General features: G+C 63.4%; 10 protein-coding genes and 1 pseudogene. 5 read left to right on the forward strand and 6 right to left on the reverse strand.

The window, feature by feature from the left end:
- Positions 1-5: 5 nt before the first annotated feature.
- The 4 genes and pseudogenes from NDI89_RS03180 to NDI89_RS03195 form a co-directional block, all read right to left on the reverse strand.
- Positions 6-542 carry a DUF5815 family protein gene (locus tag NDI89_RS03180; protein WP_277520067.1) on the reverse strand — a complete coding sequence of 179 codons (537 nt, stop codon included), beginning with the start codon at positions 540-542 and terminating at the stop codon, positions 6-8.
- Between the two features lie 542 nt (positions 543-1,084).
- On the reverse strand, positions 1,085-1,495 hold the full coding sequence (locus NDI89_RS03185) for a DUF7124 domain-containing protein (RefSeq protein WP_277520068.1): 411 nt from the start codon (positions 1,493-1,495) through the stop codon (positions 1,085-1,087).
- Positions 1,496-1,570: 75 nt separating this feature from the next.
- A pseudogene (locus NDI89_RS03190) lies at positions 1,571-1,798 on the reverse strand (DUF7979 domain-containing protein).
- Positions 1,799-2,005: 207 nt separating this feature from the next.
- Positions 2,006-3,244, reverse strand: coding sequence for an NAD(P)/FAD-dependent oxidoreductase (locus tag NDI89_RS03195; protein WP_277520069.1), 1,239 nt, complete (start codon positions 3,242-3,244; stop codon positions 2,006-2,008).
- 291 nt (positions 3,245-3,535) lie between these two features.
- Here NDI89_RS03195 and NDI89_RS03200 point away from each other — a divergent pair, with 291 nt between their 5' ends.
- Positions 3,536-4,084 (forward strand): DUF6149 family protein, encoded by a 549-nt coding sequence (locus NDI89_RS03200; protein WP_277520070.1) that lies wholly within the window; start codon positions 3,536-3,538, stop codon positions 4,082-4,084.
- A gap of 273 nt (positions 4,085-4,357) precedes the next feature.
- On the opposite strand, the gene NDI89_RS03205 is transcribed toward NDI89_RS03200, so the two are convergent.
- The gene (locus NDI89_RS03205) at positions 4,358-5,701 is read right to left on the reverse strand and encodes an ABC transporter substrate-binding protein (RefSeq protein ID WP_277520071.1); all 1,344 of its coding nucleotides are present in this window, start codon (positions 5,699-5,701) and stop codon (positions 4,358-4,360) included.
- Positions 5,702-6,178: 477 nt separating this feature from the next.
- On the opposite strand from NDI89_RS03205, the gene NDI89_RS03210 reads away from it, so the two are divergent.
- The 4 genes from NDI89_RS03210 to NDI89_RS03225 all read left to right on the forward strand — a co-directional run bounded on the left by NDI89_RS03210 (position 6,179) and on the right by NDI89_RS03225 (position 12,230).
- Positions 6,179-9,226 (forward strand): methyl-accepting chemotaxis protein, encoded by a 3,048-nt coding sequence (locus tag NDI89_RS03210; protein WP_277520072.1) that lies wholly within the window; start codon positions 6,179-6,181, stop codon positions 9,224-9,226.
- Positions 9,227-9,357: 131 nt separating this feature from the next.
- Positions 9,358-10,236 (forward strand): homoserine kinase, encoded by an 879-nt coding sequence (locus NDI89_RS03215; RefSeq protein WP_277520073.1) that lies wholly within the window; start codon positions 9,358-9,360, stop codon positions 10,234-10,236.
- Positions 10,237-10,240: 4 nt separating this feature from the next.
- Complete coding sequence (locus tag NDI89_RS03220; RefSeq protein ID WP_277520074.1) at positions 10,241-10,582, forward strand: hypothetical protein; 342 nt, start codon at positions 10,241-10,243, stop codon at positions 10,580-10,582.
- Positions 10,583-10,706: 124 nt separating this feature from the next.
- Entirely contained in the window at positions 10,707-12,230 is a 1,524-nt protein-coding gene (locus tag NDI89_RS03225) for a DUF7289 family protein (RefSeq protein WP_425607742.1), read from the forward strand.
- Positions 12,231-12,569: 339 nt separating this feature from the next.
- Here NDI89_RS03225 and pdxS read toward each other — a convergent pair whose 3' ends face one another.
- Positions 12,570-13,478, reverse strand: coding sequence for a pyridoxal 5'-phosphate synthase lyase subunit PdxS (gene pdxS / locus NDI89_RS03230; RefSeq protein ID WP_277520076.1), 909 nt, complete (start codon positions 13,476-13,478; stop codon positions 12,570-12,572).
- Between the last annotated feature and the right edge of the window lie 104 nt (positions 13,479-13,582).

Genomic DNA, 13,582 nt, shown 5'->3' on the forward strand with positions numbered 1-13,582 from the left:
AGCCGCTAGATCGGCTGGTCGTGCTCGCTCTCGAACTCCCGTTCTCGTCGGTACTGCTCGACGAACTCCGCGACGTCGAACTCGAGCATCTGGGATTCGAACTCCGAAACGGCGGTGTCGTCGTCGGCGTGACTGACCGCGTGCTCCATGAGTTCGACGACGAGTTCGACGACGATCTCGTGGAGCCGTCTGGCGTCGAACGCGGTCATCCACAACAGCGTGTAGCCGACGGCACCGTCGTCGCTCGCGTCGTGGACGGCGACGTCCTCGGGGAACTCCTCGAGGACGACCCCCATCAGGTGGGGCGTCCCGAACTGTTCGAACTCGTCGTCGGTGTCGATCGTCTCCTGCAGGACGGCGACGAGCGATTCCGGGAAAAAGCGCGACGGCGGGTGGACGTCCGTCACGACGGCGTGGGTCTCGCCGCAGGAACAGGTGTACTCGCGCATCCCCAGATCGATCTCGTGGGGGTCGACGGACTCCCCGCAGGGAAGCTCGAGTCGATGACCATCGCCGGAACCCGACGCGGTGGGTTCTACCATTGCCGGTAGTTCGATTGGACCGGGCATAAGGGCGACGAATCGGGGAAACCGACCTGTGATACGTCCGCTCGGCAGCCGATTCGGAGTCAGGTATCGCTATCGGCACCGAGCGACACGTTGCAGCGCTTACAACGTTCGCGATTGGGTTCGTTCCGTGTACCACACTCGGAACAGTTCCTCCGAGCGGATGGAGTCGTATCGTCACCAAAAATTGCCATATGTCCGATGAGAACGAGGCCCGCGAGCGCGAGGAGCCCTCCCGGCCCGCCAGCCAAGCCGGACACCAGAAGGAGACGCGCTGCAAACGCCAGTAGCGGGATACCGATGATCGGATACAGCATTTCTTTCGATATTTCGAACATATTTTTACAAATTATGATATAAGAATAAAATTTACTGTTTAGTTATCTATCGCGACGGATATTCGCGTCGGTGCCCCAGTCAGCGATTCTATGGGTACCGAAGGGAGAAGAAGTCCCGCCTCCGACACGGGGAAGCGTTTGGACGACGAGAATCGTGGCCAGAGAACGAGCCGCTGTGGCTTACGGCCAGTCGTCGCGGACCTGCTCCGCGTCGTCCTCGTCCTCGTCGGCGCGGGTCGCCAGGATCCAGTCGGCCGCCTCGGCGGCGTCCTCGACGGCGAGGTACTCCCAGCCGACCTCGTCGGCCAACTGTTCGTCCTCCTCGCTGGCCCCGATGTAGACGTAGCGGTCGGTGTCGAACTGATCTTTGACGCCCTCGAGGCTCTCGGCCTTCCCGCGCGGGCCGGAGAAGAAGTCCTGTCGAATGCGGTTCTTCCGCGTGAAGTTCGTCACCACGTAGGTCGGTTTCTCGGAGACGACGCCGATGTACTCTGTCCAGCCTCTGGCGTCCTCGAACACGCGCTCGGGCGAGGCGACCTCTTTGAGCGCCTCGAGCTCGAACGCCAGCGTCATGTCGCTATCGCCGTTCATACGTCATCGAACGCGTGCAGTCCGGAAAACGACTTCGATACGGGCAGCGCTCAACGGACGGCGGGACCGACCGTCTCACTCCCGTTCGACGCGGTAGTAGTCCGTGAAGACGATGACTTCGCCCGGTTCGAGATCAGGCGTTGGATCCGATACGCGGTGATCGCCCGTGACGGCGTCGTAGAACGCTTCATACGTCTCCAAATCGAGCTAATCGACGTGCCGAACGGTCGCGCTCGCCGGAACCGACTCGACGCGCTCGAGGGCCAGCGACCGGCGGCGGAGTTCGCTCGCTGCCATGTTCATTGTTACCGAATGCCTCACACTGTCTTAATAGTTCCGCCGCGCGAACGGGACGACCACGGTCGAGAGTCAGTCACTGAATCCGACGATATCGCGATGGAGACAGTATCGAGAACAGACAATCGGTACTGAACACTGCGAGACGGTGGGGATAGTGACGCGACGAAGCGGAGAAACGAACCGTTCGACCGGTGCCGCGGGTCCTGTGAACTACTGCTCCTGGGGTGGTGCGAGCTCGTCGAGATCGACGGACTGCTCGAGCAGGACGTCGGCCTGATCGGCGACGACGCGCTGTTCGCGCATCAGCTGTTTGAACTTGCTCTGGGGCGAGAGATCGCCGATGAGGACGCCGCCGACGATCCTGCCGTCCTTGAACGCGATGCGCCGCCACTCGGTGTCGCTGTAGCGGCGCTCGGCATGTTCGTCGCCGAGGGTCGGATGCCCGAAGGAGAGGAAGGGGAAGTCGAAGTGCGTGATGGAGTACGAAGAGACCCACTGGAACCCTTCGGCTTCCTCGTCGGCGGCCATGTTGACCGCGGCGACGCGACCCTGTTCCTTGGCCGAGCCCCACGAGCCGTTCTGGCCGCGTTCGCCGAGCAGGACGTCGTAGAACTGGGTGAGGTCGCCCGCCGCGTAGACGTCGTCGACGTTCGTCTGCATGTACTCGTCGACGACGATCCCGTTGTCCTGCTCGATGCCGGCTCCGCGGAGGAACTCGGTGTTGAAGGTGAGCCCGATCGCGGCCCCGACGAAGTCACATTCGTAGCGATCGCCGTTGGGATCGACCGCGGCGGTAACGTGATTATCGTCGTCGACCTCGAAGTGATCGACGCCGCTGTCGAAGACGGGTTCGACGCCGACCTCTCGCATGCCCTCGTGCATGATCTCCGCACCGTCCTCGGATAGCGCGTATCGCCACCATCGGTCGCCACGCATCAGGTAGTCGGCTTCGATACCCTGTGCGCCACAGACGGCCGCGAAGTCGATGCCGAGCAGACCGGCACCGACGATGACCCCCTTGTCCGCGCGTTCCGCGTGCTCGCGGATCCCGCGGGCGTCTTCGAACGTCCAGAAATGGTGAATCCCATCGGCGTCGCTGTTCTCGACGGGGAGCTGTGTCGGCGTCCCGCCGGTCGCGACGAGCAGTTTGTCGTAGGGAATTTCGCCGCTCTCGTGCGTGTGTACGACCTTCCCGTCGGTGTCGACGCTCGTCACATAGGTGTTCAGCGAGAGCTCGATGTCTCGGTCCGCGTACCAGTCCTCGTCGTGGATCGAGATGGGGGCTTCCGGAAGTTTTCCTTTCGCGTGTTCCTTGATGAGAATCCGATTATACAGTGGCTCCCCCTCATCGGTGATGACGGTAATCTTCGCATCCGGGTCTTCCTCCCGGAGGGTCTCGGCCGCCGAACTACCCGAGATCCCGTCACCGATGATGACGTACTGAGTCATATCCGGATCGTTCGTAATGCGGGTTAAAGTGGGTTGCTATCTCGTCTATCTTGCCGGACCGGGTGCTATGATACAACGATCGTAAACTAAACACCGAATATGTTCACTAATGTGTACTGCAGACGGATATTTCGGCACCGTTTCTCGAAAGAGCAACGTTTGCTGCCATCTCCGACGCCGAGTCTCAAAGGCGGGTACCGAACCCCATTTCACGATATATGAGACCGAGAGACGTGCTGACTACCATCGTTGTCCGAACCGTTCTTCAGTGTCTACTCCCAAGGCAGAGGCATGAAACTCCGTCAGAACGCCAAGCACTTCGCCTACCGGAAGTCACTCGAGACGCCGGGAATCCGCTCGGTCGCCAAGTCGGGACTCGTCAGACTCCACACCAAGATCTTCACCGGCAAGGCCGATCCGGCCCACGCCGACGATCGGAAAGCCCACCTCGACGGGCTCTTCGACGCGACGATGGACGCCTACCTGCGGGCGCTCCAGGAGGGCTATTCCGAAGCCGAGGCCCGCGAGATCACGCACATCCAGGCCAACTTCGACTTCTACAACCACGGCTGGACCGAGATGATGGAGTTCCCGGCGGACGAACTCGAGGAGCACTACGACCGCTACGGCGAGTTCTTCGATCGGTGGGACGTCACGATCGCCGAGCCGCTCGGCCAGTTCGCGCCACCGGAGGGGCTTCCCGAGGCACCATCGACTCCCGAAAAGCTCGAGAATCCCGACCATCCCCACGCGGAGGGCGGCTTCGCCGACGACGTCTACGTCGAGACCGAAGACGGCGAGCTCGTGGTGGGCGGTCGCGAATCGACCGACTCCGACTGACGAGGGCGGGAGCGACCGCTCGATTGTGGGTGACGCCAGGGCCAGACACGCGCTCGTCGACTGACTCGAGACCTCGATTCCGATGGCGACACGTCCCACGCCGAGTTCGGGTCCGGAGCGGCGGGCATCGCACGCGGAGGCGTTGACTGCTCGCGGCGGCGTCGGTTCGTGACGGGTGGTGGTGTGCTCGAGGCCGTAGCCGACGACTGGCGGACGGTCTCGGAATCCACCGACGCAATACGTAGTGATTCGGCGGAAACGCGGGCGATTTCCTCAGAGCCAGGGCGGTTTGGCGTACTCCGCCGTCGCCTGCGACTCGGGCCAGATGATCTCCTGTACTCCGTCGCCGTCGTCGTCTTCCTGCCACTGCAGGTACACGACGTCGGGATCGTCGCTGTTGTACACGAGATCGTGGGGGTAGTCGTGGTCCCGGTCGTAGAACTCGACCGTGCCGGAACTACCGGTGAAGCTCATGCCCTCGAGGGCCCCGACGAGTTCCTCGGAGTCGAGCGTGCCAGTGGTTCTGACGGCCTCGGCGAACATGGCGACCGCATCGTACGAGTGGTAGCCCGTGTAAACGGGATTCGCTCCGTTGAAGGTGTCTTGATATCGCTGCACGAACGGTTGAGTCTTCTCGGTACGCGTACTCTGTGCGGTCGCGCTGCTCTGAGTGACACCGTACCGGCAGGCACCGTTCGTCGCCTCGTAGTACGACGGGAGTTGCATCGGGACGTGGATCCCGCCGAAGGCGAACGGCCGCGGCTCGGGGGTGACCCAGTCCAGCAGCGCGGCCGTCCCGGTGTGGGCAGTCGTGATAAAGGCCGCATCCGCTCCCTGCTCCTCGACTTCGTCGTAAATCGCCGAAAAATCGTCCGTTGCCGGCGGATATCGTCGTTCCATGGCGATATCGATCCCCGTATCGGCGAGCTGATTCTGGTACACGTTCCACGGTTGTTCGGTCCACTCGTAGTCCTCCGCGAGGACGGCAATGGAGTTCCAGCCCATATCGGCGGCCATATCGTCCACGAAGTCAACCTGCATCCGCCCGAGATCGTAGTCGTTGTTCGGACCCGCACGGAAGTGGTACTTGTACTCCTCGTACTGCTCTTTCACCAGTCGGCTCGCCGCCGTCGTCGCCGCGCCGGACGTGAGATGGATCGTCTCCTGTTCGGCGATGTCGTCCATGATGTTCATGAGCGCCTCGCTGGCGAAGACGCCCACCGTGACGTCGGCCCCCTCCTCGAGAACCAGTCGCTGATACTGACGGCGGGCCTCGAGGGGACTGCCATTCGTGTCGCCGACGACCAGTTCGACATCTTTGCCGTCGATGCCGTCGTTCTCGTTGAGTTCATCGACGGCGACCTGTGTGCCGCGGACGATCGATCGCCCGATGAAGTCGCTGTCCGGGTTCGGTGCCAGAACGCCGATCGTGACCGCCTCCTCACTGCCGCCGCTCCCCCCGAGGGAACCGACAGTATCCATACACCCCGCTAAGGTGACGCCCGCCGCCCCGCCCGCCGTCGTCTTGAGCAGTCGTCGCCGTCCGATCCCGGTCCGCAGACCACTGCTCCCGGACGGATCGTCCGGTTGAGACGAAATACCATTGCTCTCATACATTCTATCCAGACTGTCCCGGCTTAGACTGGTTAACAGTTGCGGATAGGTCCCAAAGGGTTACCACTGAATTAAATGATGGCGAGTGTCGGAGATCACAGCCGCGACCACGAGAGAAGCGACTGTCGTCGCGACACGGACGTCGGAAACCGATTCGAGGACCGCGACGTGCTAAACGGTCGACAGCGGTATCGTCCGACCTGACGACAGGTCCCCATCGGATTGACGTACTCGGTCGTCGCGCGTCTGGCCGGCCAGTTCGTCTGTCGAACGTTACTTCGCAGCCGTCTTCTCACTACTGGCCGTAGCGAAGGTGGACGGGTTCCGTACCACGGATAGTTGTCATCATACTAATTTTTGAATGACTGTATGAAAATAGGGCCCCGCTGTGAGCAAAGATGCTCCACCGTCCCCCGATTATCAGCTCCGATAACCGTGGCTGACAATTTATGTAGTGACGAACGTACGCGTCTTCTATCCATGGATTTCGCTCGACGATTGGTGCCGAAAGCTATCCGACGCAGGTACGCGGTCAAATTCGGGATCGCGTTGCTCATACTCGGGTTATCTGTCGGCCTGATTGGATACGGTGCAACGGGGGCAATTTCGAACCAGGTGGAGGATCGAGTCGAGACCGAACACGCGTCTGCAGCCGGGCAAGAAGCACAGAGCGTGCAGATGTGGAACGAACAGAACGAACACACGATCGGGATGATGACCCGGTCGGACGTCGTTGCCAGTGACGATCCGGCAGCGATCCAACAACGCTTCCTCGACTGGGAAGAGCATCTGGACGCCGACACGTTCGATATCTCCTACGTCGACGTGAGCGACGGGACGATAACCGCGAGTACCAACGATGCGTACCGCGGCGCGTCGACGAGCGAACTCGAAAACATTCCCAGCGACGCGTACTCGAACGCCACCGCGAACGTCCCGTGGGTTTCCGACGCCTACATCACAGCGGGCGAGTTCGGCCAGGACACCACCGTGATTAGCTACGTCCAGCTCTCGGCCGAAAACGAGGACCGAGCAGTCGTCTACACCGCCGACCTCGAGGCGTACGCGAACCAGCTTCAGGACGGGACGGGTGTGACGACGATGATCGTCGACGGCGACGACGAGATCATGCTCGACAACGCCGACTACGGCGGCGAAGCGAACCACGGGGAAGAAGCGGATCACGGTCACGGGACCTTCGGCCACACGTATGCCGGCGACACCGACCTGCTCACTTCGGCACGAACCGAGGGGGCGACCACTCAGCGAACCGATACATCGGCGTTGGCGTTCGAAAACGACGCCTACGGCTTCGGGAGCAGTGGTGAGGACGAATACGTCACGAGTTCCGCCCGCGTGTTCGGAACCGACTGGGTCGTCGTGACCCACGAGCCGGCCAGTCAGGCGCTCGGGTTCGTCACCACGATCAACGAGTACGGTAACATCGCGACGCTCCTCGGAATTCTCATGATCGGTGCGATCGGTGCCGTCCTCGGTCGAAACACCGCCGTCTCGATCGACCGACTCACCGACAAGGCCAGCCAGATGGAGGAGGGGAACCTTGAGGTCGACCTCGAAACCAAGCGGATCGACAATATCGGCCGGCTCTACGAGGGCTTCGACTCGATGCGCGTCGCACTCCGCGAACAGATCGAAGAGGCCGAAGCCGCCCGCGAGGAGGCCGAACGCGAGCGCGAACGCGTCCAGGAGATCAACGACCACCTCCAGGACAAAGCCGCCGAGTACTGTGCGGTCATGGCCAGCGCTGCCGACGGCGATCTCACCGCGCGCGCGAACGTCGAAAGCGACAACGAGCAGATGCAACAGATCGGCGAGGACTTCAACGACATGCTCGACGAGATCGAGCAGACCATCGCCGAGCTCAACCGGTTCGCGACCGACGTCGCGACCGCCTCCGAGCAGGTGACCGCCTCGAGCGAGGAGGTCCGCTCTGCCTCCCAGCAGGTCACGGAGTCGATTCAGGAGATTTCCGACGGCGCGGACCGACAGAACGAGTCGCTCCAGTCGGTCAACCAGGAGATGAGCGGCCTCTCGACGACGACCGAGGAGATCGCCGCGTCCTCGAACGAGGTCGCCGATATCGCCGAACGGACCGTCGATACCGGGAAGGAAGGGCAGGAAGCCGCCCAGGCGGCGATCACCGCGATGGACGAGATCGAAGTCGAGGCCGGCGACGCCGTCGACGAGATGCGCCGGCTCGAAGAGGAAGTCCAGCAGATCGACGAACTGATCAATACGATTTCCGAGATCGCCCGCCAGACCAACATGCTGGCGCTGAACGCCAACATCGAGGCCTCCCGCTCCGCGGGCGGCAGCGAGGACGAAGGGTTCTCCGTCGTCGCGAAGGAGGTCAAGGCGCTCTCCGAGGACGTCGCGGACGCGGCCGACGAGGCCGAGGACCGGCTCGAGGCGATCCGCGAACGGACCGAGCAGTCCGCCGCCGAGGTCGAGGGAACGAGTACCGACATCGAGAACGCGAGCGAGCAGGTCCAGGACGCGGTGAACGCACTCGAGCGGATCGCCGAACTCGCCCAGGAGACGAACGTGGGCGTCCAGGAGATCTCCGCGGCGACCGAAGAGCAGGCGGCCTCCACGCAGGAGGTCGTCGCGATGGTCGACGACGCGGCGACGATCTCCGAGGAGACGACGTCGGAAGCCGAAAACGTCGCGGCCGCCGCCGAAGAGCAGACCACTGCACTGACCGAGGTCACGAAGTCCGCCTCGAGCCTCTCCGAACAGGCGTCACAGCTGTCCGAAGCGCTCGATCGGTTCGACACCGACATCGATCAGGCGGAGATCGAACTCGAGGGAACGTTCGACGCGGACGTGGACGCGACCGGGTCACAGTTCGAAATCGATGCGGACGCCGACGCGGCCGATCAGGATGGCGGGATTACCTTCGATGCGGACGCCGAAAGCGATCAGGATGATTCGGCGGACACGCTCACGCTCGAGGATGAGCCGGGCGATGACGCGCTCGAAGGCGAGGATAGTTCGGCTGCGGATACCGCCGTCGAAAGCCAACCGGCGGGCGATTCGGTGACCGACAGTCGAGACGACGAAATCGGTGCGGAGGAGATCCTCGGCATCGAGGAACGCGAGGACGACGCTTCCGGTGCGGCAGCGTCGATCGGGGACGTCGAAACCGATACGACGGACGCGATCGCGGAGGCCGAGGAAAGCGACGAGTCGACCGCTCAACCGCTCGGGGCGGTTGACGACGGGAACGAAGCGGACGCGGACGACGAACCGGCCGCTCAACCGCTCGGACCGGTCGGCGACGAGGACGACGCCGATACGGACGACGAACCGGCCGCCGAGCCGCTCGGGCCCGTCGATGGCGACGAAGACGACACTGACGACGCGGGCGACGACTCGGCCGCTCAACCGCTCGAGCCCGTCGACGAGGGGGACGACGCCGACACGGACGACGACGGAACCGACAGCGATGACGACGGAACCGACAGCGATGACGTGTTCACGTTCGGTACGACGAACGACGAATAACTGGACCGGCAATTCCAGATAGACTGACCGCTGGCGGTTCGGCTCGCGTCGGACCGGCGACGGCCGTTCGGTGTGCGATATCGCCGGTGTCGTTCGCTACCTTTTTGCCTGCCGTCTGGGAAGGATTCGACATGCTTACCGTGCGGGCACCTGCGACGAGTGCGAACCTCGGGAGTGGCTTCGACGTCTTCGGCCTCGCTCTCGGAACGCCCGCCGACGTCGTCCGGGTCGAACGCGCCCCGGAGACGACGATTACGGTGACCGGCGCTGGCAGCGAGTACATCCCGGAAGACCCGGAGAAGAACACCGTCGGCGCGGTCGCGGAGGCGCTCGACGCCCCGGCACGCATCCGGATCGACAAGGGCGTTCGTCCGTCCTCGGGACTGGGATCCTCGGCCGCGAGCGCGGCCGCCGCCGCCGTCGCACTGAACGCCCTCTACGATCGCGGCCGCTCCCGAAAGGAACTCGTCCCCGTCGCCGCCGAGGGCGAGGCGCTCGTCTCCGGAGAAGCACACGCGGACAACGTCGCGCCCTCTCTCCTCGGCGGCTTCACCGTCGCCACCGACGACAACGTCACGCAGGTCGACGCGTCCGTCCCCGTCGTCGCCTGTCTCCCCGAGATCTCCGTGTCCACGCGCGACGCACGCGGCATCGTCCCCGACTCGGCCACGATGGACGAAGTCGTCACGACCGTCGGCAACGCCGCGACGCTAACCGTCGGCATGACGCGAGACGATCCCGAACTCGTCGGCAAAGGGATGACCGACGAGATCGTCACGCCCGAGCGCACCAAGCTCATCGACGGCTACGAGGGCGTTCGCGAGGCCGCCCTCGAGGCGGGCGCGACAGGCGTGACGGTCAGCGGCGCGGGGCCGGGGATCCTCGCGGTCTGTCACCGGCGCGACCAGCGAGCGATCGCCTCGGCTATGGTCGACGCCTTCGACGCGGCCGGCGTCGAGAGTCGGGCGTATCAGACCGCTATCGGGCAGGGCGCGACGCTGTATCGCTGAGTCCATGGGCCTGACGTCTGACGGTATCCTCGCCGTCGTCGCGCTGGGAGCGTTCGCCGGCGGTCTCGCCGTCGCGGGCACACCGCTCTCGGTCTCGTTTCTCGCGATCGGTGGCCTCGGAACGCTCGCCTTCGAGGCCGTTGCGTTCAGTCACAGCGAGACGGTCCGTCACTACTGGGAGCGACCGGCCGTTCAAGCAGTCAGTCTCGCAGGCGCGTTCGCAATCGCCGGCGTGGGAGTCATCGTCGCACCGTCGCGTCTCCTCTCGGCGGGGATCGGCGCGCTAGGAGCGTACCTCGTCGTCCTCGCGGTCGTTGCGAGTGCTCGGTTGGAACTCAATAACTGACCGTCACCGCCTCGAAATTTCGGACAGTCAAACGTGGTAGACGCTACCTACGGTGCCGTTATACGGCATATACCTAGCGTATTCGACCTATAACTATCGATGAATTTCAGGTCTCCGCTTACAAATGGGGGACCAGTTTCGATGCGGCTGGAGAGGTGAGAGACGAAACGACGGCTCGGTGAGAAACGGGTCGTGTTTGACGACGGGGAGTACCAGCGACCGGGGACAGGCTCACGTACTTGGGTTAGTCCTTCTCATCGGAGCGGTCACCGCTGCAAGCGTAGGGATACTCGTTTTCGGTTCAGCCGGTCTCCACACGCAGCAGACGACCATCGAAACCGAATACGCCGAACAATCGATGCTCGAGTTCGCACACAGTACGACAACTGTCGCCACTAATCGCGGTCCGTCGGACGTTTCGCTCGGACCGTTCGACCACGGCCACGTAGAGATGCGGAGCGATACCGGCCGTGTGAACGTTACGTACACCAACGATTCGGGAGAAACTGAGGTGCTATACGACGAGCAGTTAGGAGCGTTGCTGTATTCTAACGACGATACCGAGATCGCCTATCAAGGAGGCGGCGTCTGGCGGTCTGACGGTACCGGATCCACGATGGTCTCCGCACCCGGCATCGAATACCGTGAGGGGACGCTAACGTTCCCAATCGTTCACCTTGCTGGTGACCGAGTCGGCGGAACTACCGTCGACGGAACCGTCCGACGGACAGCCGCCCCGAAACGGATTGATCTCGACGACCGATGGAACAGTGATCGGGGGAGCGTCGCGGTTCGGATCGATATTGAGAGCGAGTACTGCGGCGCATGGGAGCGGGAACTCGAGGAAACGATCACGGGGAGCGTGATAGAGCGATGCGAAGAGGGGGAGGCACAGCGCGTTCGGATTCGACTGATCAACCCGGCCGGGCACAGCAGAGCGTTCGACAGCGCCGTCATCGGCGAAACAGTCACAGCCGGCTTCGACGAGAGCACGGGCGCGCGCCCGATCGACGGGGACGTGAACGCCGGTACCATCGACGAGTGGATGGTCAATGGAACGGTATCCGACGAGAACTACGACTATCCCTCGGCTGACGAGGAAATCGACAATGCTCTCGAAGCGTGCGACGAGTTCGAGACGATAGACGAGGACGTCACCGAGCCCGGGGTTCACTGCGTCGACGAGATCGATGGCAGCCACGACTTCGACACGTCCAACGGTGACATAGACGTCGTGGTCCGGGACTCGTTCGACCTATCGTCCGGTACCAGCAACCTCGACGTCGAGGGGGATAACGACCTCACGATCTACGCCGACACGGACCTCGAAGTCGGGGGGAACACCGAGATCGGAAACGAATCCGATCCCGCGGGGACGCGACTCGTCTTCTCCTCGGAAGCCACCGTACAGATGGTCCGTGGTACCCCCGAAATCAGGGCGCTGATCTACGCGCCGGACTCGACCGTAGACATCGGCGGAACGCCGACCATCGTGGGAACCGTCGTCGGCGAGGAGGTCGAAATCGACGACGTCGCCGTCGAGATTCGCCACGACGGCAGCCTCGAGCAACTCGATTTGATTCCCGGAGCCGGGCCACCAGTCAGGTACGCCGAGTTCACCGCCTCCGACCTCGAACTCGACGACTGACTCGCCGTCACCGCCCCTCCGCTGTCGTCTCCGAGCTCGAGTTCGACGATCGATCCGCAGTCGACACCGATCCGACTGTTCGACGCGGACGACCCGGTAGTACTACGGCCTCTCTGCGACGGTCCGCCACGTCAGCCGTGTATCCGCGGGAGAACGTCGGTCTTCGCCCGTCGGACGGTTGCCGGTACCGTCGATAGGCTCGTGGAAACGCTGTCCGGGAGCGGACCGTACGGCACTGACGAAACGGCAGTCGGGACACGGCAGACGCACAAACCGAGCGTGCTTGCTGATCAGTCGCAGTTCTGGGGCATCAGAAAACGGGCACAGGTCGTGTGTCAGTTAGACGCCGCGACCCTGCATCTTCTCGTCTTCGGGGAGGTCGGCGTTCGCGTCGCCTTTCATCCCCTTGCCGAGGTTCTTCGAGATCTCCGCGAGCGTCTCGGGTTCGTCCCAGTTGTTCGTCGCCTGGACGATCGCGTCGGCCATCTCGGGCGGGTTCTCCGCGCCGAAGATCCCGCTGCCGACGAAGATGCCGTCGCACTCGTGGTGCATCATGAGCGCAGCGTCGGCGGGCGTCGCGATACCGCCCGCAGCGAAGTTGACGACGGGGAGCCGTCCCATCTCGGCGGTTTCGTGAACGAGCTCCGCGGGGGCCTCGATCTCGCGCGCGAAGGCCTCGCGCTCCTCGTGGCTCATGCCCTCGAGCTTTCGGATCGCGCCCTTGATCGTCCGCTGGTGGTGGACCGCCTGATTCACGTCGCCGGTGCCGGCCTCGCCCTTCGTCCGGATCATCGCCGCGCCCTCGTCGATCCGGCGGAGCGCCTCGCCGAGGTCGCGCGCGCCACAGACGAACGGCGCGGTGAAGTCGCGCTTGTCGATGTGGTAGGCGTCGTCCGCGGGCGTGAGCACCTCGCTCTCGTCGATCATGTCCACGCCGACGGCCTCGAGGATCTGGGCCTCCTTCGTGTGGCCGATACGGGATTTCCCCATGACGGGGATCGAGACCGAGTCGACGATCTCCTCGACGTCGGCGGGGTCGGCCATCCGGGCGACGCCGCCGCGCTTGCGGATGTCCGCCGGAACGGCTTCCAGCGCCATCACCGCGACCGCGCCCGCTTCCTCCGCGATGCGAGCCTGCTCCTCGTCGACGACGTCCATGATTACCCCGCCTTTCTGCATGCGGGCGAACCCGCGCTTGACGAGATCGGTCCCGCGTCGCAGTTCCTCGAGATCGGTGTTGTCGGCCATACTGCGCGCTTAGGAGTCGCCGCACTTACGCGTGTTCTTTGGGGACGGTTCGGCCGGGAGAGTCGAACTCGTCCGGCGAAGCCCCCGAACCAGTCACCGCTGGT

Origin of the sequence: Natrinema salsiterrestre (assembly GCF_029502005.1) — an archaeon.
GTDB classification, from domain to species: Archaea; Halobacteriota; Halobacteria; order Halobacteriales; family Natrialbaceae; genus Natrinema; species Natrinema salsiterrestre.

Excerpts from the sequence above, each read along its gene's own strand:
- NDI89_RS03180 (WP_277520067.1), bottom strand. The coding sequence starts at position 542 with ATGGTAGAACCCACCGCGTCGGGTTCCGGCGATGGTCATCGACTCGAG.
- NDI89_RS03225 (WP_425607742.1), top strand. The coding sequence starts at position 10,707 with ATGGGGGACCAGTTTCGATGCGGCTGGAGAGGTGAGAGACGAAACGAC.
- NDI89_RS03205 (WP_277520071.1), bottom strand. The coding sequence starts at position 5,701 with ATGTATGAGAGCAATGGTATTTCGTCTCAACCGGACGATCCGTCCGGG.
- NDI89_RS03210 (WP_277520072.1), top strand. The coding sequence starts at position 6,179 with ATGGATTTCGCTCGACGATTGGTGCCGAAAGCTATCCGACGCAGGTAC.
- NDI89_RS03215 (WP_277520073.1), top strand. The coding sequence starts at position 9,358 with ATGCTTACCGTGCGGGCACCTGCGACGAGTGCGAACCTCGGGAGTGGC.
- NDI89_RS03195 (WP_277520069.1), bottom strand. The coding sequence starts at position 3,244 with ATGACTCAGTACGTCATCATCGGTGACGGGATCTCGGGTAGTTCGGCG.
- NDI89_RS03185 (WP_277520068.1), bottom strand. The coding sequence starts at position 1,495 with ATGAACGGCGATAGCGACATGACGCTGGCGTTCGAGCTCGAGGCGCTC.
- pdxS (WP_277520076.1), bottom strand. The coding sequence starts at position 13,478 with ATGGCCGACAACACCGATCTCGAGGAACTGCGACGCGGGACCGATCTC.
- NDI89_RS03220 (WP_277520074.1), top strand. The coding sequence starts at position 10,241 with ATGGGCCTGACGTCTGACGGTATCCTCGCCGTCGTCGCGCTGGGAGCG.
- NDI89_RS03200 (WP_277520070.1), top strand. The coding sequence starts at position 3,536 with ATGAAACTCCGTCAGAACGCCAAGCACTTCGCCTACCGGAAGTCACTC.